This is a genomic window from Paenibacillus assamensis DSM 18201 (genome assembly GCF_000422445.1).
Lineage (GTDB): Bacteria > Bacillota > Bacilli > Paenibacillales > Paenibacillaceae > Paenibacillus_B > Paenibacillus_B assamensis.
Genome location: NZ_AULU01000011.1, coordinates 78,411 through 97,597, shown reverse-complemented (window position 1 = coordinate 97,597; position 19,187 = coordinate 78,411). Strand labels below are relative to the sequence as shown.

Below are 19,187 nucleotides of genomic sequence, written 5' to 3'. Positions count from 1 at the left end.
CTTCTTACTTTCAAGCAATTCAACAACAGCAAGTCCCTTTTCAAGGCATTAAGCTCCATACACCTTTTTGTATTTCGTATAGTAATGAAATACTTTCGTTACATAGTTGCGTGTCTCTGGAAATGGAATTTGTTCCTTAGCGGTTTCCAATCGCCCATCCCATGTTCCCTGCTTCAACCATTTGTTCACATTACCTGGTCCAGCATTATAAGCTGCAACAGCAGCAGGTATATTATTATGATACTGCTTAATTAAAGAATTTAAATAATAAGTACCAAGCTCAATACTTGGCTCTGCTTCCAAATGAAGCTGATCCAATGACCATTTCTGATCTCGTCCAGACTTCTTCTCCATAAGCCAATTCGCTGTATCGGGCATGAGCTGCATAATCCCTAAAGCACCTTTATGTGACTTCTTCCCGACTTGGTAATTCGTTTCTGCCCGAATGATAGCCGCAACTAACAGCGGATCAATCTGCTGCTCCTTCGCATGCTTTGTAATCTCATCCTTATAAGGAATGGGATACATCCACTCCCCCAACCAATTTGATTGGAAAAAGAGAATAAATAAAAATCCGATAAACACAAGAAGTATGACTCTCTTTTTCCGAAAGAGTCCCATTATTTTTTTCATAATAGCCCTTTCTCCTGCAAAAACAAACGAACTTGACGCTCAGTCTCCGTACGGTCTTTATCATTGTGAATAATCCAGTCCGCCCGTTCCCGCTTCTCTTCTAAACTCATTTGTGCACGAATGCGTGTATACGCCTCTTCTTCAGTGAGCTGATCTCGCTTTTTAAGACGCTCCAATTGTACAGAAGCTGGTACATACACAACCACAACTTCTTCGAACAGCTCGTCCAATCCCGACTCATACAAGAGCGGCACATCTACAACGACGAGCCTCTTTGGATCTTCTAATTCGTACTGCTTCATCTGATCCATCATCTGTTTGCGGATTGCTGGATGTGTAATCTGTTCGAGCGCGCGGCGTTCGACTGGATCTTGAAAAACAACTTCTCCCAATCGCTTACGATCTAACGTACCATCTGGCAGCAGCATTTCAGAACCGAACCGTTCAGCGATTTGCTCCAATACAGCACTGCCAGGAAGAACAACCTCCCTGGCAATTCGATCGGCATCTACCAACCGTGCGCCATACTGTACAAATAATTGAGACACGGTGCTTTTGCCAGATGCGATTCCACCCGTAAGACCTATGTTCAATCGAATCACCTCCATTCACTCGACGATTACACGATTACTTCCTCTTTCAAACCTATCACGTTACATTAATTTCATAATTCCCATCATAATTAACAATAAACCAGGTAAAAAGGTAAGCTTGCGAATCCATTCTGTACGAGCAAATGCTGCACCGACATGAATGCCAAGTTTAAGAAAAATGCCACCAAACAAAGCAATGAACAAAGATGTCCATAATGATGGGTAGCCAAGCATTGCCGCACCGATTCCCGCTCCGAATGCATCTAGCGACAGTGCCGCTCCGAGCCAAGCTGCCTCTGAAGGGCTAATCGTTCCTGAACGATCCATATCCGCTGCCGCTGGACTTCGCAAAATATGAATAATAATCCCGAATCGCTTCAACTGTAGCCGAAACAGTGTAGCTGGCGTCGGCGCTGGTGCATGAATAGTGTTATCAGGTATAATATCTACATGTGCAACAGCAGAAGTGACAGCTCTATCTGAAGGATCCGCAATATGTGCCATGTCGTTCGTCGGAGCCAGTGCCACAGCCTCATCATCATCTGAAGAGGTTCGGAAAAATTGAACCAACACCCCACAGCCAATCCCAATCAACAACAGCGCACCGGTCCAACGAGATACATCTGCCGAGAATATCTGCATAATTAGCGTACCTATTTGCATCGATACATATAACATCAATCCCGAACAGCCCGCAATGATGGCGACTGGCAGCCATCCTATTCGTACTTTTCGAAGCCCATAGGTTATGCCTACCCCGAAACTGTCCAGACTCAAAGCAAACGCCAAAATAAAAACAGACGACATAAAAATAACCACCGTGCCCCCTCCTCGCACAATGAAGGAAATGTCCTTCACCGATCCTTGTTACGTATCCCATCATATGGGCGCACATCACGAGGGGTGCATAGTTATCGTTGCTCATCTCTTCTCGTTCATTCCAGTACTCGAACGTATCGTTGTTTCTACCAAGTCATTAAGTCATAGTCATCAATTCAACCGTGAAAATCAATTATCATCAAATGTCGGTGATTCAATACTGAGGTTGGCACACTCGACAAGTATGCGTTCCTCTGCCACCAACAACACTTTTCTCAATCATCGTACCACAGTTTGTACAAGCTTGTCCCTGCTGACCGTATACTTTCAGCATCTGTTGGAACATGCCCATTTCCCCTTGTCCATTTACATAAGACTTAATGGAAGAACCACCTGCATCAATCGCTTCTTTCAAAGTCGTAACGATAGCATCATGAAGGCGCTCCACTTGTTCACGTGTAAGACTGTCCGCGGATTGGAGCGGATGTATTCGTGCTGTAAATAACGCCTCATCTACATAAATATTGCCTAGTCCCACAACTATGTGCTGATTCAGCAGCACGGGCTTAATCGCGCTGCGACGCTTGCGCAGCGATTCGTACAAGACATCTGCTGTGAAGGAAGAGTCCATTGGCTCAATTCCTAACTTATGCAGCGGAGCCATTACCTCTTCATCACCTGCTTGGAATAAATGCATCGTTCCGAATTGACGCACATCCTTATAGCGCAGTTCCGTGCCATCTTCGAAATGGAAAATAACATGCGTATGCTTCTCTACAGTCTCTTCAGAGCGATATACTCCATATCGTCCTTCCATGCGCAAATGGGACACGAGCACGAGTCCATCTAGACGAAAAATGAGGAACTTCCCTCGTCTATCAATATGCTGAATCGTATGACCGACTAAAGCGTCACCGAACTGTTCATACTCCTGTGGACGTTGAATGATTCGAGGCAGCGAGACGGTAACTCGTTCGATCCGCTTTCCTGTTACTAATTCATTTAACGTGCGTTTTACCGTTTCAACCTCCGGCAATTCCGGCATGCCTATCACCTCGATGTCTGAATTCTTCGAAAATTCATCTATATGCTCATTGAACTTGTCCAGTAGTTTGAGAGCAGCGCTACTACAGCCCTGCCCCCAAACCTCGAACATCCTAATCAAATGTAAATCCTTTACTTCGCCTCGTACCAGTTAGAACCTGTGCTCACATCCGCACGCAGAGGGACACTCAGCTCAATCGCTTGCTCCATAACCTCCGGCACAAGCTTCTTCATCGTTTCCACTTCATCCTGCGGCACTTCAAACACAAGCTCATCGTGCACCTGCAGCAGCATACGGCTCTTCAATTGCATCTCACGCATGCGTTTATCCATGTGAACCATCGCAAGCTTAATAATATCTGCCGCTGTACCTTGGATCGGTGTGTTCATCGCAGTACGCTCTGCAAAGGAACGCAAGTTGAAGTTGGAAGCATTAATTTCAGGTAAATAGCGACGGCGCTCCAACAGCGTCTTCACATAGCCATCTTGACGAGCTTGCTTCACAATATCGTCCATAAATGTGCGTACCCCTTGGAATACAGCGAAATACTGCTCGATAAACTGAGCTGCTTCCTTGCGCGTAATATTCAAGTTTTGTGACAAGCCATAATCGCTAATGCCGTACACAATACCGAAGTTAACCGCCTTCGCTTGGCGGCGCATATTCGAATCTACATCCGCTTCAGCAACACCGAACACATCCATAGCCGTCTTCGTATGAATATCCATATCATTGATGAACGCTTCTTTGAGCTTTTCATCACGAGAAATATGAGCCAATACGCGCAGCTCGATCTGAGAGTAGTCCGCTGCAACAATCGTCCAGCCTTCCTCAGTCGGTACAAATGCTTGACGGATTCGGCGACCCTCTTCCAGTCGAATCGGAATATTTTGCAAGTTCGGATACTGCGAGCTTAATCGGCCCGTCGCCGCTATCGTTTGACGATAGTACGTATGTACCCGTCCTGTCTCTGGTCTAACCTCTTTTAACAAGCCTTCAATATACGTAGACTGCAGCTTCGTCATTTGACGATAATGCAGAATGAGCGGAATAATATCATGATACGGAGCCAGTTTGTCCAGCACTTCAGCATCCGTGGAGTAACCTGTTTTCGTCTTCTTAACGACAGGAAGTTCCAGTTTATCAAATAAGATTTCGCCAAGCTGCTTCGGAGAGCCTATGTTGAACTCCGTGCCTGCAAGTTCATAAATACGAACCATCGTTGTCTCTATTTGTTCCGTAAACTGCTTACCAAGCTGTTCTAGACTTTCCTTATCAACACGAATCCCTGTCTTCTCCATCTGAGCCAATATCGAAGATAACGGCAATTCAAGCTCATCATAGAGCTTGCTCATCTCATAACGCTCAAGATCTGCCTTCATCAAAGGCACCACTTGGCGAATAACGTAAGCTTTGCGCGCCGTATGATTAGCTACTACAGAAGCTTCTGGCACTTTAAACTTCGCGCCTTTTCCAAAGATCGCTTCATCCTCTACGACCGACATTAGCTCATATTTGTTAGCTAACGATTGAACCGTTGCATTTGTGTCACTCGGATCAAGAATGTAAGCAGCGAGCTGAATATCAAACTCATTACCACGCAATGTAATGCCCGCCCAATGAAGAACAAGCTCCATATAGTGCAAATCATACCCGTACTTCACTGCTGATGCATGACCAAGCCATTCCCGTACAAATGCAGCGTCTTCATGCAAAAGGATGTCCATCGGCACATACCAAGACGCATTTATAGAAGAAAGCATCAGCCCGATTGCTTCTGCCTGATGCGGGTTGTCCCCTTTTGCTTCAAGCACAATCGTATCAACCTTAGCAATATCGTCGCGCAAACGTGCTAAATGTTCTGGCGTAACAACCACTACATCCAGTTCAACTTCAGGCTCCTTCTCCACTTCAGCCACAACATCACCATTTTGATGAGCTGCAAGCTTCTCAACCCGCTCCAATACAGACTTGAACTCAAGCTTACGAAGCATCGGAAGCGCTGTTTCCGCAGGGATACCTTCGAACTTCAGCTTATCTTGTTCAAGCTCAATTGGCACTTCACGGTATATCGTTGCCAGCTGTTTACTCATTCGAGCATCTTCAGCATGGTTCGTAATATTTTCTTTCATCTTGCCTTTTAGCTCATCTACATGATCAAGCACATTTTCAACTGAGCCATATTGATGCAGCAGCTTCAATGCGGTCTTCTCCCCGATGCCCGGCACACCAGGAATATTATCAGAAGAATCGCCCATAAGCCCCTTCATATCAATAATTTGCAGCGGCTTCAACTGATACTTCTCTTCGATGGCTGCAGGTGTATATTTCTCAATCTCTGTAACACCTTTACGTGTCAATACGATCGTAACTTGGTCTGATGCCAATTGCAGCATATCCTTGTCCCCGGTTACCACAAGCACCTGCTTATCTTGTTCCGAATCCAACGTCATCGTACCGATAATATCATCGGCTTCATACCCGCTAAGCTCAAACTGAGCGATTCCCATCGCTTCCAACAGCTCTTTCATTAATGGAAACTGTTCAGACAGCTCTGGCGGCGTTTTGGCACGACCACCTTTGTAATCCTTATAATCACCATGGCGGAATGTTACTTTTCCTGCATCAAAGGCTACGAGCATATGAGTTGGCTTTTCTTCTTCAACGAGCTTAAGAAGCATCGTGGTAAAGCCATAAACTGCATTCGTATGTATGCCCTGTGAGTTTGTCAAAGGCGGCATCGCATAAAATGCTCGGTTCGCGATGCTATTGCCATCTATAATAATCCATTTTTCCATAACCTGAACGCCCCTCATTACAATCATCTCTTGTTATTATGATAGCATAGCCCACGCCTATAATGGAAATAAGTCATGCACGTGTGAAGCATCAAATTTGTATGAAAGGATGACTTCCATATTAACCACCTGATTCCATTTGGAATTAGACAGAAAAGCCGTCCCCCAATGACTCAGGAACGGCTTCTTCACTATACACATGTTCAACTAGCTGTTGAGATCAGGTCGGCTGTTCGTAACTAAATATACGACACTCTCACCAATGTTCGTCGCATGATCAGCAATACGCTCAATATATCGGCCTACAAAGTTTAGCAGCATCACTTGGCTCGCATTATGCGGATTCTCGACAATATATTGATATAGGTCACGTAAAATTTGTCCGTACAACTGATCAACCAAATCATCTTCCTTAGCCATCTTATACGCAAGATCTACATCTTCACGTTCATAGGCTTTAATGGAATCTTCGATCATTTTTTGTACGATTTCAGCCATGCGCGGAATATCAACCAATTCCTTAATCAAGGGTTGGCCTTCCAAACGAACAACTACCTTGGCAATATCGATGGACAAGTCGCCCATACGCTCCAGATCGCTCGCGATACGGAAAGCAACAAGAATACGACGCAAGTCTTTTGCCACTGGCTGCTGAGTCAGGATAAGCTTAGAACCGATATCCATAATATCATTCTCAAGTTGGTTCAACTCAGCGTCTTTTTCTATAATTTCTTTTGCTCGAGCCACATCTTGAGTTTTTAATGACTCGACCGACTCTACCAAAGCACGTTCTACACGACGCCCCATTTCTTCCAAGAGAGTACTAAGCTCTCCTAATGCAAGATCAAAATCTCGACGTTGTATCATTGTTCAGTCTCCCTTCTCGCTTGCCGCTAATATGTCTATACTTATTAACCAAATCGTCCTGTGATGTAGTCTTCCGTACGCTTGTCGCTTGGGTTAGAGAACAACTTGTCTGTTTGATCGAACTCAACTACTTCACCATTCAAGAAGAATACCGTTTGATCTGAAATACGTGCAGCTTGATGCATGTTGTGAGTAACCATAACGATCGTATATTTATTCTTCAACTCTTGTGTCAGTTCTTCAATCTTCAATGTTGAAATTGGGTCAAGCGCTGAAGTGGCTTCATCCATCAATAGAATTTCTGGATTTACGGCCAATGCACGTGCGATACAAAGACGCTGCTGCTGTCCACCAGACAAGCTGAACGCAGAACGCTTCAAGAAGTCTTTCACTTCATTCCATAGCGCAGCCTGCTTCAAGCTTTGCTCTACAATTTCATCGAGCTGTGCTTTGTTTTTTATACCATGCAGACGCGGACCATAAGCAACATTGTCGTAAATCGATTTGGGAAACGGGTTAGCCTGCTGGAACACCATACCTACTTTTTTACGAAGCGTTTCTACGTCTACTTCATTGCTGTAAATGTCCGTTCCTGCAATATCAACTAGCCCCTCTATTTTTGTGTTCGGAATCATATCATTCATACGGTTCAACGTACGAAGCAAAGTCGACTTACCACAGCCAGAAGGACCGATAAAAGCAGTTACTGCCTTCTCTGGAATTGTTAGGTTTACCTTTTTCAAAGCATGATACGTACCATAATACAGATCCATATCTTTAATATCTATAATCGTCTTGAAATCAACTGATTTTGTTGTTTCTGTAACTTGTGGAGCCGCTGTCGTTGTAGACATACGTGCATACCTCCCTCAAAAAGTCCGTTCAGGTGTTGGTGTTAAATATTTTTCTGATATTTATTACGAAGCATGATTGCTGCCACATTCATAATAACGAGCATAATCATTAACACGATAATTCCTGATGCCGCCAAGTCTTGGAACGCTTCTTGCGGGCGAGCAATCCAGTTGTAAATTTGAATCGGCATTACGGTAAACGTATCGAACAAGCTCTCTGGCAAAAAGGCAACATACGTTGCTGCTCCGATAATAATCAGCGGCGCCGTTTCACCAATCGCACGAGACAAGGCTAGAATGACACCTGTCATGATTGCGGAGATTGATGAAGGAAGTACAGAGCGAGATACCGTTTGCCACTTCGTTGCACCAAGCGCAAACGAAGCATCACGACGAGCTCTCGGCACTGCACGTATCGCTTCCTGAGAAGCTACGATAATAATCGGCAGTACAAGCAATGTCATGGTCAAAGCACCGGATAGTAAGCTTCGTTCCAATCCGAATGTACGCACGAAAATAGCTAGACCTAGAATACCGTAAACGATGGAAGGAACACCTGCCAGCGTACTAATGTTCAATTGAATCAATCGCGTGAAGCGATTTTTCGGTGCATATTCTTCAAGATATATTGCTGCTCCTACACCCAGTACGAACGATAAAGGAGCCATTAAGCAAAGCATATATAGCGATCCAACAATCGCTGATTTCATCCCAGAAGCAGACGCCCTACGAGATGGATAATTGGTAAACAAATCCGGGTTCAATCGAGCAATCCCGTCTGTAACAATCGTGATAATAAGAGCGGACAACGCTACAATACCGAACAAGGTAGCACCTAAAAACAAGATCCGCCATATGAGATCGTTGCGACGGCGTCCACTTATTTGTTGACGATTCGCGTCTTGAAATAGATTGTTCATGCTTAGTACTCCTCTCTAAACCGCTTCGACACGTACTGCGCAAGCATATTGAGCACCAGTGTAATAACGAACAACGTCATACCAACTGCAAAGATAGTGCCGTATTCCACTGAGCCGTGCGGGATATCTCCCATACTTACTTGAACGATGTACGCAGTCATCGTCTGAATGCTTTCCAACGGATTCGCAGTCAGATTCGGAGTCGAGCCTGCTGCAACGGTAACGATCATCGTCTCACCAATCGCACGCGAGAATGCAAGCACGAAGGAAGCAACGATACCGGACAACGCTGCAGGAACAACAATTTTCGTTGCTACTTCGAAGCGAGTAGCTCCTAGTGCGTAAGCTCCGTTACGCAAGCTGTCTGGAACAGCTGACATCGCATCTTCACTCAAAGAGGAGATCATCGGGATAATCATAATACCGACGACGATACCTGCACTTAATGCATTAAACACTCCTGTGTCAGGGAAGATCGAACGAACAATCGGCGTAATGAACGTTAGCGCGAAATATCCGTAAACGATAGTCGGAACACCAGCCAAAACTTCAAGTATCGGCTTTACGATCTTACGAACACGTCTGCTGGCATATTCACTGAGATAAATAGCACTTGCCAAACCAATCGGTACTGCAACTATGATAGCGATGATGGTAATGAGCATCGTACCACTAAGCAATGGCCAAATTCCGAATGACTTCGGATTGATCAACGGTGACCATTTAAGAGATCCGAAGAACTCTTGAATCGGAACAATTCTAAAGAAGCTGATCGTTTCACTAAGCAGTGTATACACGATTCCAATCGTCGTTAGTACAGATACCGACGCACAAAGGAATAATAATACAGGCATGATTTTGTCTGCGATACTCGTCTTGCCTTTTGTAAGATCTAGACGAGCAGACGATTTAGGTGGTTGTTGGTTCATTAGACCCAGCCTTTCTCGAAAGATTCCTTGATATGCATGTAAGGATGCCCCAGCTTATAGCTAGAACATCCATCACATGAAGAGTGGAATATAGAGGGCTGCTTCTGCTTATTTCAGCTTCGCTATCTCTTTATCCATTTCTGCTTGTGGCAATGCAATATAGCCAACCTCTTGTGCCAATTCACCAATCGTATTCAAGTAGAATTCCATAAATGCTTTTACCTCAGGCTTTTCTTGCAGCATGCCTTTGTCCACATAAACGAACAATGGGCGAGACAGAGGTGCGTAGGAACCGTCTTGAACCGTTTCATACGTTGGAGCAATTGCGCCTTTACCATTATCAATCGGAACAGCTTTCAGCTTGTCTTTGTTCTCTTCAAAATAAGCGAATCCGAAGTAGCCGATAGCGTTCTTGTCACCAGCAACACCCTGTACAAGGTTGTTGTCATCTTCTGAGAATGTAACTTGCTCATCGTTACGGCTTGCTTGCGCTTCACCGTTAATCGTTTCTGTAAAGTAATCGAATGTACCAGAGTCTGCACCTGGAGAATATATTTTAATTTTTTCATTTGGCCAGCCAGCGCGAACATCTGCCCACGTTTTTACTTTGCTGCCTGGTTCAAAGATGGCTTTCAATTCATCCACTGTCAATTTATCTACCCAAGTGTTGTCCTTGCTCACGATAACGGACAATCCGTCGTACGCAACACTCAGCTCAATTGGTTCTACACCATTTGTAGTTGCTAGTTCTTTTTCTTTATCTTTCATGTGACGAGAAGCGTTGGCAATTGGGATTTCCCCATTGGCAAAGCGTTTGAATCCTCCGCCTGTACCAGATACACCGACTGCGATACGTACATCAGGGTTTTCTCGGTTGAACTCTTCCGCTATTGCTTCTGTCAACGGATATACTGTGCTTGAGCCATCAATATCAAGTTTACCTGTCATGCTCGATGCTTCTTTTCCGCCTTCTCCACCTGTGGAGCTGCTGGCACCTCCGCATGCTGTCACAACAAGTGCTAGCACCATAATCAGGGTTAACATTACAAAGCGTTTGCTGCGTGTGTTCAAAACAATCCCTCTCCTTCAACGGACATGAAGTTTATTAGTCATTTTCTCTCTTGCTCATTTGTAGTGTACCGCCCAATTGTTAATTTCAATTATTTAATTTGTAAACGCAATGTAAAATCTGCAAACATTTACGTGAAATCCACATTACAACTATCGTTCCATACCATTTGAACATGCTATTCACATAAAATAGTGCATAATTTCCATCAGATATGCAGATATTGGTTGTATTGCAAATCCATCTGGATGGTCTTAGCATACCCAGTTACCGCTTTTTTGAATGAACCACCTAATGAATTGGAATAAATACGAAAGTAGTGACTATGGTGAACACTAACGAACATACGAATCGCATTAACAAGCAGGAGCGGTGGTTGATCATTTTGAGCTTTAGTGTAGGCGTAATTATGCTGCTGTCATTTATCCGCCGCTTTTTAAGTTAGAGCTACGATTCAGTTAGAGCTACAAATAGAAAGCAGTAAAGCAGTAAGCATTGCTTTGAACAACTTACATATCTACACATCAAAAAGGAGAGAGCATATATGCACAGTTATGACCCTGTCCTATACAGCCGATTATTGACGGGACTTACATTAGGTGTCCATATTGTCTACGCCACCATCGGCGTAGGAGTCCCGCTTATGATTGCGTTAGCTGAATGGATCGGCATCAAGCGAAATGACACCTATTACTTGCTTATGGCTCGTCGCTGGGCTCGCGGCTATACAATAACCGTTGCTGTAGGTGTGGTTACCGGTACCGCAATAGGACTCCAACTAAGCTTGCTATGGCCTAACTTTATGCGGGTTGCTGGACAAGCGATAGCACTTCCCTTGTTTCTCGAAACATTCGCCTTCTTTATCGAAGCGATATTTCTAGGTATTTATCTATACACATGGGATCGTTTCAAAAATCGTATGCTGCACTTTCTGCTGCTGCTGCCCATCGTACTTGGCGCATCGATGTCCGCCTTTTTCATCACTTCGATGAATGCATTTATGAACACGCCGCAAGGCTTTGATATGGTCAATGGAAAAATGATAAATATCGATCCGCTTGTTGCGATGTTCAACCCTGCTATGCCAACTAAGGTGGCACATGTTCTGACCACAGCCTATGTAACGGCTGCGTTCATTCTTGCAGGAATCGCAGCATTCGCCCTGCTTAGAGGACGTAACCATGTGTATCACAAAAAAGCGCTGCGCTTAACGATGATGGCTGCGCTTATCTTCTCGCTCGCATCAACAGCGATAGGCGATCTATCTGGAAAGTTTCTGCATGAGTATCAACCAGCAAAGTTGGCAGCTGCGGAATGGCACTTTGAAACTTCAGACAAAGCCGAGCTTATTGTTGGCGGTGTCCTAACCGAAAACAACGAAATCAAGTATGCTTTCAAGATTCCATATGCACTCAGTATATTAGCTGGCAGTTCCCCCTACACAGTCGTTAAAGGACTGAACGAAGTCCCTAGAGATGAATGGCCACCTTTGCGTGCGTCTCACTATTTATTTGATGGCATGGTATTTTTCGGCGTGTACATTACAGTTGTAGCCTTATGGCATGTGCTTGCTCACTGGCGAAGACGTAGAAAAGGGTCAACGAAGAAACCGTTGAATCGAGCGCTGCTGATTGCCATCTTACTCGGAGCTCCTGCTGCGATGTTAGCTATTGAATTAGGATGGATATTTTCAGAAATCGCTCGACAACCGTGGATACTATGGGGGTATATGAAAGTTTCTCAAGGAGCTACCACCGCACTCTATGTAGATAGAATGTTGTGGATGTTTGCTGGGCTGTATGTATTATTGTCCGTAACCTGTATCTATGTACTAATTAAGATGTTCAAAAACAATCCGATCGAAGCAGAGTTTATTGCCCGGGGAATGAAAGAAGGAGATGTGAAACGATGAGTTACGAATTAATAGGTATTACAGTACTGTGGCTCTTCCTCTTCTTCTACCTTCTTCTAGGGTCTATTGATTTTGGTGCTGGCTTTTTCAGCTACTACAGCCTATTGACTGGGCAGCGCCACATTATTAATAACATTATCGAACGTTACCTCGCCCCAATGTGGGAATTAACGAATGTGTTTCTTATCTTTTTTGTCGTCGGACTGGTAGGCTTCTTTCCTGACTCCGCCTATTATTACGGTACGGCACTGCTGATCCCAGGCAGCCTCGGAATTATATTGATTGCCATTCGAGGCTCCTACTATGCGTTCAGTATGTATGGCTCTCGTAACAATCGAGTATTTATGCTGCTGTATGGATTAAGCGGACTGCTGATCCCTGCCGCTTTATCAACGGTACTGACGATTTCCGAGGGTGGTTATATTTTTGTCGAGAATGGTATCGTTAACTTCCATTTCACAAATCTATTTACAGATGTCTATCCGTATGCGGTTATCGTTCTCGCGCTCGTCAGTGTATTGTACATATCAGCGATGTTCTTGACCTATTACGCCAATCGAGCACAAGACAAGCCGGCACTGGAAATTGTGCGTAAGTATGCCCTGTCTTGGTCGCTGCCTACCATACTTGCAAGCTTGTTCGTCTTCTATGCCATACGGGGTCATAATATCGAGCACTATAACAATATGGTGGCAAATGGATGGATGTTTGCGTTGTCGTTTCTCTTCTTCATCGTTGCCGTTTACTGTGTATGGCGGCGGCGTCATTACGGTCTATCGTTCATTGCTGTCATTTTGCAATTTGGATTCGCATGGTTCGGTTATGGCAAGGCTCATTTACCCTACCTGCTATACCCATACTTAACTATAGAAGAGCATTTTACAAACGCTACAATGGGCGCCACATTAGTGACCGTGTTTATGTTGGGCCTGCTCTTCCTAATTCCGTCTCTTTACTTGCTGCTGCGATTGTTCCTATTCGACACCAACTATGTGAAAGGCAAGCATAGCAAGCCAAAATATTAGAAGGGAGCATGCTGCTTCATGACAGTGTTTCTTATTTTTTTCCTGCCCTTGATCATTGTCGTACTTTCCATTGTAGCTGTTTTTACTTGGGGAGCGATGGCAAGCACGAAAGAAGATACGTAATCGATAATCAAAATAGCATCTAGCACGATGACCTTCAGATGCTACATGGATATAAAAACAAAGGAGCATCCTTCTATCATATAAGATAAAGGGATGCTCCTCTTTTATAACACGTGTTATAACACGCTTGTCCTATGTTAACGCTAGGTTTGAACCGCAACGATGAAATAGATTTATGCAGACACGCGGCGCCTTTTGTAAAAATTTACAAATGATTACGAAGAAGTCTTGCTTACAACTAGCTTGTACCCCACACCTCTAATGGCATCGATGTGCACGGACTGCTGATTTAGCTCTAGCTTCTTCCGCAGTGAGCTAACATGAACATCCACTGTGCGCTGTCCACCGATATAATCAAATCCCCACACTTGGTTCATTAGCTCGTCACGGGTTATAACCGTCCCAGGTCGTTTCGCCATATGCAGTAGAACTTCAAACTCCTTAGGACGCAATGATATCCCTTCTCCCATCAACGTAACCTCATACTTATCCGGGAAAATATGGAGTTCACCGAGCTTAATACCTGTATGAACAGGTTCATCGATTGCCTCGAGTGTCATTCCGTCTGCGGAAGTACGGCGCAGCACTGCACCTACACGAGCCAACAATTCAGCTACACCGAATGGCTTCGTAATATAATCATCCGCCCCATATTTGAGTCCTTGTACGACTTCTTCTTCCGCATTGCGAGCTGTCAAAATAATGATCGGTGTAGTCACTTTCGCTTGGCGAAGCTTCTGCAGTACTTCGAATCCATTCATACCAGGAAGCATAATATCAAGTACAATAAGCTCGAATGGTTCATTCAAGCCCATCTGAAGTCCATCACGGCCATTATCAACAAGTGTTGTCTTGTACCCTTCCAGGGTTAAGTTATACGATAAGAGCCGAGCCAAAGTTGGCTCATCTTCCACAACTAATACTTTTGGTTCCGACATGTTCTCCTCCATGTTACCAATAGGAATCACCATTCCATCTATATTGCTATCCTATCACATTCTATTGTGGATGCATAACCTCTTATCCCATCCAAATTATTCGAAATCGACAGGGGCGTCTTGAATGATTGGCAGCACAATCGTAAAGGTACTTCCAATACCAACTTCACTCTCTACTTTCAGTGTACCTTGATGTGACTCCACCAGATGCTTCACAATAGATAGACCTAATCCTGTACCACCAGAGCCGCGTGATCGTGCCTTGTCTACCCGATAGAAACGTTCGAAAATACGAGGGAGGTCTTTTTTAGGTATACCAATGCCCGTATCCGTAATCGAAATCTCAATTTGCTCATCTAGCTCACTATCGATAGAGGCATCAACAAGTATCGGCCTAGCACAGAGCTTCACTTTACCTTCTTCAGGCGTATAGTTAATTGCATTCGATAAAAGGTTCAACACGATTTGACGAAGCCTATCCTCATCCGCCTCGATAAACAAGTCATCGGTCACTTCTAGCGTAATCTCAATTTCTTTACGTTCTGCATTTTTCTTCAATATGTGAACGGTCTGTTCCAATAAACTCGGTAGATGTACCGGTGAGTACTGCATCGGTACTTGTCGCGACTGAATCTTGGACAGCTCCAATAAATCTCCAATTAATCGATTCAAGCGTTCACTCTCATCATGAATAATTTGTACAAAGGAATGCGCTGTCTCCGCGTCCTGAATGGCCCCGTTCAACAGTGTCTCTGCAAAGCCCTTAACAGCAGCAATCGGCGTCTTCAATTCATGAGAAACATTAGCTACAAATTCACTTCTCATTCGTTCAAGTCTACGCAGCTCCGATAAATCTTGCATCATCAATAACAAACCTGCCCATTCCTCATCCGTATAATAGACAGGAACAGCGTGAATATCCAGCAGCCTCTCTTCAGGATAATACACCGTCGTTTCGTGCTGAACATAGTTGCGATACATCATGACTTCCGAAATAATGACCTGCAGCTCACTCGGGATCCGAATGTCTGTGTAATTTTTCCCTAGACATTCTTTGCACGACAATCCGAATAGTTGTTCTGCCTGACCATTCATCAAGCCAACTCTACCATTTGCATCAACCATCACAATGCCATTCATCATATGATCAAGCACACTCCGCAAGCGGCTTTCATTTTCACGAATCTCATTTACTTGCTCTTCCAAACTATCCGCCATTGCATTAATAGCGGAGCCCAGTTGTCCAAGCTCATCCTTCCCAGTTGCTTCTACCCGTGCGGAATAGTCTCGTTTAGCAATGCGCAGAGCAACCCGTGTCATATTCTCCATCGGACGAGTAAGTTTTTGCGCAATTCGATAGCTGACAATTGCAGCAGCTAAAAAGAGTACCGCTAAACCAATGACTACGTACTCCAAAAACTGCCGTACACCCGCTTCCACTTCTGCAAGGCCTTTAGCTAAGCGTACATAACCTTCGAATTTGCCAGGGTGTTGAATCGGCCCTGTCACGTAAAGCATATTTTCGTTTAGTGTGTTGCTAAATCGAATAATAGAGCCAAAATATCCATTCGCAGCCTGTTGAATCTCTTCCCGCTGCAAATGATTGTCCATCGAGTTCACATCATAATTGGAGTCTCCTATGACCGTTCCATCGGCCAATACGAAAGTGACTCGCGTTTCAGTCGCTTGCTGCAACGCTTTTGCCCATGACGTATAATACTCACTTCTTTCCTCAGCCGTATCAAATGAGCGCCAGTCAAGGGTTGTATCCAGCATCTTAATTTCCTGTACCATCGTCTGTTCCAGTTGTTTAATATGGCTCTCTTTAAAAAAATAAGCCATATATATGCCCGCAACTAGCACTGATAATCCGACCATAAGTACATAAGTTAACGTTAATCGATTGCGAAATCTTGACATACGTATACGCTCCATCTTCCATTCATTGTTGTTCAACTATCTATACGATATTGACCATGTTCCACCTATATATCCTAGCGTGTCTCAGTTCAAATTACCAGCAATAACACGTTGTCTCCTCCGAATAAGCCAATGATAGATCGTTGCACCCGGCTGCTGAATCAGAATGGCCAATACGACAGCAACTGCCGTTTCTGCTCCAAAATGCTGTAAAGCTAGCACTAATCCTAACGATATATTTCGCATGCCGGACGCAAAGCCAAGTGTATACTGAGGCGGGCTTGAAGCGGGAGACCATAACCGTTCTGTCACATGACCAAGCGCATAAAAAGCTGCCACTAAGCCGCACACAGCAGCGAACACAATAAAGGCCTCTGTATCCCATGTTCTGACGAAAGGTCCGATTGCTGCTGCATTTAATAATACGACACCAACGAAGGCAAGCTTGGACAAAGGCAGCAATACAGGCGCCATTCGAGGCTTAGCTTGTCCCCGTGTCCACTCATGCACGACAATGCCAGCCAACGTAGGCATGACAATAATAAGAAGCAGATCGAGAAGCATCGTCCATCCATCAAACGGAATCGATTGGTCATACAACAGTGACAACGATAACGGAACGACAATTGGACTTAGTAAACTATCTACAACAACTAAAGCAAGCATAATTGGCACAGCTCCACGTGCCATCTCTACCCATAGAACAGAGGAAATCCCTAATGGAATAACGGCAAACAGCACTAACCCAATCGTATAAGATGAGTCTGAACCAAATAGTACAGCTCCAAACCCGTAAGCCATTAGCGGCGCAACGAGATGCGTCATTACAAACACGATAAGAAACAAAAGTGGTCGACGAAAAGCAGCTACAATATCTTTCCAACCGCATCCTAATCCCATTACAAACGTAACCAAGCCGAACAACCATGGCACCAATGAAACATGTTCAATAAGCAGTGGACTACAAAGAACCCCCAGCACGAGACTGAGGGGAATCAAAATAAACATATATGTTTCAAACCAAGCGTTCATCTGTATCCCTAACGATAGTCGAGCCATTTAAAATACGTTCTCCTTGAATTGAGTTAATTTCTCGAAAGAATTTTTATCTACATCAGCGTGCAAGCTGTTCCCATGGGAATCCATCGTTACAATTGCCGTAAAGCCTTCCGCTTGTAAATGCCACATCGCTTCTGGAATACCAAACTCCATGAAATCAACACCGTTTACTTGCTTGATGCAGCGCGCATAAAACTGGGCAGCACCGCCGATAGCGTTCATATAAACGCCACCATGCTCTTTTAATGCAGCAAGTGTTTTGGCACCCATGCCACCTTTTCCGATAACTGCACGAATGCCCAGCTTTTTAATAATATCGCCTTGATAAGGCTCCTCACGAATACTCGTCGTTGGACCTGCTGCTTTTACATGCCAGTCACCGTCTCTGTCCTTCATCATAACAGGGCCGCAATGATAAATGACGCCACCGTTCATATCGATAGGACAATCATGATCCATCAAATACTTATGCAGCGCATCGCGTCCAGTATGAATCTCACCATTAATGACAACGACATCACCAACCCGCAGCGAGCGAATATCTTCCTCACTAATTGGTGTCGTAAGCACAACGGTACGCCCACTTTCTTCATCAGTGTCCGTATTTACCGACGTGTTATTGTCAGATGTAGCAGACGCAGCTACTTCTTCAGCAGCATCCTTCATCGGAACATCTGTGCCGCGCTCATATACCCACTGTTTCAAGGCACCCGTCTCACTATCCAATAATACACCTTGACGACGATATGCCCAACAATTGTACGCTACAGATACGAAGAAACTTGCCGGCAGGCGATTCATCACACCGACCTTGCATCCAAGCAAGGACACTTCACCGCCAAAGCCCATCGTTCCGATACCAAGCTGATTCGCTTTTTCCATAATATACTGCTCTAGCTGGTCGAGTTCAGCAATCGGGTTCCGATCCTCAACTTCACGGAATAATTGGTGCTTAGCAAGCTCGTAGCCTGTTGTGCGGTCTCCACCGATCCCAACTCCGATAAATCCTGCACTGCATCCTTGTCCTTGCGCCTGATAGACAGCATGGAGTATACATTTACGAATGCCGTCAAGATCGCGCCCTGCTTTACCCAATCCTTCTAGCTCTGTCGGCAAGCTGTATTGAATATTTTTATTCTCACAGCCGCCCCCTTTAAGGATGAGCTTCACTTCTATATCATCTTGTTCCCATTGCTCAAAATGAATAACAGGCGTTCCAGGACCTAAGTTATCGCCGCTGTTCGCACCTGTCAAAGAGTCGACGGAGTTCGTGCGAAGTTTGCCATCTTTGGTCGCTAGACGAACAGCCTCACGAATTTCCTGCTTCAGGACGATTTGATTAACGCCAACAGGGGTATGTACGATAAAGGTAGGCATCCCTGTGTCTTGGCAAATAGGAGAAACATTGGTTTCCGCCATCTCAATATTTTGTGCAATGGTGCTCAAGGACAAGCCGGAACGTGTAGCTGCATCTTCCCGCTCTCTCGCTTGTCGGATCGCTCTGCGGACGTCTCCCGGTAGGTTTGAAGACGCTTCCACGATTAGTTGATAAACACTCTGTCCAAACTGCTGTAACATCCTCCAACTGCTCCTCTCTATGTTCCCTCATTCCCGTCTGAAGACTGGTCTAGGCTGTTTATTTATTTGTATCAGCAGGATTAATTGGCAACCTATCTATTATCT

At 44.6% G+C, this 19,187-nt stretch carries 17 protein-coding genes; 3 read left to right on the top strand and 14 right to left on the bottom strand.

Annotation, left to right across the window (positions count from 1 at the left end; translation table 11 throughout):
- Positions 1–48: 48 nt before the first annotated feature.
- The 10 genes from H580_RS0107665 to H580_RS0107620 form a co-directional block, all read right to left on the bottom strand.
- Positions 49–633: a lytic transglycosylase domain-containing protein gene (locus H580_RS0107665; RefSeq protein ID WP_245583518.1), complete on the bottom strand. Its 585-nt coding sequence runs from the start codon at positions 631–633 to the stop codon at positions 49–51.
- Positions 630–1,226: a dephospho-CoA kinase gene (gene coaE, locus H580_RS0107660; protein WP_028594260.1), complete on the bottom strand. Its 597-nt coding sequence runs from the start codon at positions 1,224–1,226 to the stop codon at positions 630–632. Before coaE ends, H580_RS0107665 begins: the two co-directional genes overlap by 4 nt.
- A gap of 60 nt (positions 1,227–1,286) precedes the next feature.
- Positions 1,287–2,045: an MntP/YtaF family protein gene (locus H580_RS0107655; protein ID WP_028594259.1), complete on the bottom strand. Its 759-nt coding sequence runs from the start codon at positions 2,043–2,045 to the stop codon at positions 1,287–1,289.
- Positions 2,046–2,259: 214 nt separating this feature from the next.
- Entirely contained in the window at positions 2,260–3,090 is an 831-nt protein-coding gene (gene mutM / locus H580_RS0107650) for a DNA-formamidopyrimidine glycosylase (RefSeq protein WP_028594258.1), read from the bottom strand.
- A gap of 131 nt (positions 3,091–3,221) precedes the next feature.
- Positions 3,222–5,888: a DNA polymerase I gene (polA, locus tag H580_RS0107645; protein ID WP_028594257.1), complete on the bottom strand. Its 2,667-nt coding sequence runs from the start codon at positions 5,886–5,888 to the stop codon at positions 3,222–3,224.
- A gap of 207 nt (positions 5,889–6,095) precedes the next feature.
- Positions 6,096–6,755 carry a phosphate signaling complex protein PhoU gene (phoU, locus tag H580_RS0107640; RefSeq protein ID WP_028594256.1) on the bottom strand — a complete coding sequence of 220 codons (660 nt, stop codon included), beginning with the start codon at positions 6,753–6,755 and terminating at the stop codon, positions 6,096–6,098.
- A 44-nt stretch (positions 6,756–6,799) separates the two neighbouring features.
- Positions 6,800–7,528 carry a phosphate ABC transporter ATP-binding protein PstB gene (gene pstB, locus H580_RS0107635; protein WP_425414120.1) on the bottom strand — a complete coding sequence of 243 codons (729 nt, stop codon included), beginning with the start codon at positions 7,526–7,528 and terminating at the stop codon, positions 6,800–6,802.
- 122 nt (positions 7,529–7,650) lie between these two features.
- Entirely contained in the window at positions 7,651–8,529 is an 879-nt protein-coding gene (pstA, locus tag H580_RS0107630; protein ID WP_028594254.1) for a phosphate ABC transporter permease PstA, read from the bottom strand.
- Between the two features lie 2 nt (positions 8,530–8,531).
- Entirely contained in the window at positions 8,532–9,383 is an 852-nt protein-coding gene (gene pstC / locus H580_RS0107625; RefSeq protein ID WP_425414119.1) for a phosphate ABC transporter permease subunit PstC, read from the bottom strand.
- A gap of 183 nt (positions 9,384–9,566) precedes the next feature.
- Positions 9,567–10,502: a PstS family phosphate ABC transporter substrate-binding protein gene (locus H580_RS0107620; RefSeq protein WP_036604884.1), complete on the bottom strand. Its 936-nt coding sequence runs from the start codon at positions 10,500–10,502 to the stop codon at positions 9,567–9,569.
- A gap of 569 nt (positions 10,503–11,071) precedes the next feature.
- Here H580_RS0107620 and H580_RS0107615 point away from each other — a divergent pair.
- From H580_RS0107615 to cydS, 3 genes are read left to right on the top strand one after another with little or no spacing between them, the layout of a single operon-like run.
- Positions 11,072–12,439, top strand: coding sequence for a cytochrome ubiquinol oxidase subunit I (locus tag H580_RS0107615; protein WP_028594251.1), 1,368 nt, complete (start codon positions 11,072–11,074; stop codon positions 12,437–12,439).
- Positions 12,436–13,464: a cytochrome d ubiquinol oxidase subunit II gene (locus H580_RS0107610; protein WP_028594250.1), complete on the top strand. Its 1,029-nt coding sequence runs from the start codon at positions 12,436–12,438 to the stop codon at positions 13,462–13,464. Before H580_RS0107615 ends, H580_RS0107610 begins: the two co-directional genes overlap by 4 nt.
- 18 nt (positions 13,465–13,482) lie before the next feature.
- Positions 13,483–13,587 (top strand): cytochrome bd oxidase small subunit CydS family protein, encoded by a 105-nt coding sequence (gene cydS / locus H580_RS26965; protein WP_425414117.1) that lies wholly within the window; start codon positions 13,483–13,485, stop codon positions 13,585–13,587.
- A 215-nt stretch (positions 13,588–13,802) separates the two neighbouring features.
- Here the strand turns inward: cydS and H580_RS0107600 are convergent, their stop codons facing one another.
- The 4 genes from H580_RS0107600 to H580_RS0107585 all read right to left on the bottom strand — a co-directional run bounded on the left by H580_RS0107600 (position 13,803) and on the right by H580_RS0107585 (position 19,082).
- Positions 13,803–14,525, bottom strand: coding sequence for a response regulator transcription factor (locus H580_RS0107600; protein ID WP_028594249.1), 723 nt, complete (start codon positions 14,523–14,525; stop codon positions 13,803–13,805).
- 96 nt (positions 14,526–14,621) lie between these two features.
- On the bottom strand, positions 14,622–16,445 hold the full coding sequence (gene pnpS / locus H580_RS0107595) for a two-component system histidine kinase PnpS (protein ID WP_028594248.1): 1,824 nt from the start codon (positions 16,443–16,445) through the stop codon (positions 14,622–14,624).
- Positions 16,446–16,529: 84 nt separating this feature from the next.
- Positions 16,530–17,504: a bile acid:sodium symporter family protein gene (locus H580_RS0107590; RefSeq protein ID WP_028594247.1), complete on the bottom strand. Its 975-nt coding sequence runs from the start codon at positions 17,502–17,504 to the stop codon at positions 16,530–16,532.
- Positions 17,505–19,082 (bottom strand): fumarate hydratase, encoded by a 1,578-nt coding sequence (locus H580_RS0107585; protein ID WP_028594246.1) that lies wholly within the window; start codon positions 19,080–19,082, stop codon positions 17,505–17,507.
- Positions 19,083–19,187: the final 105 nt, after the last annotated feature.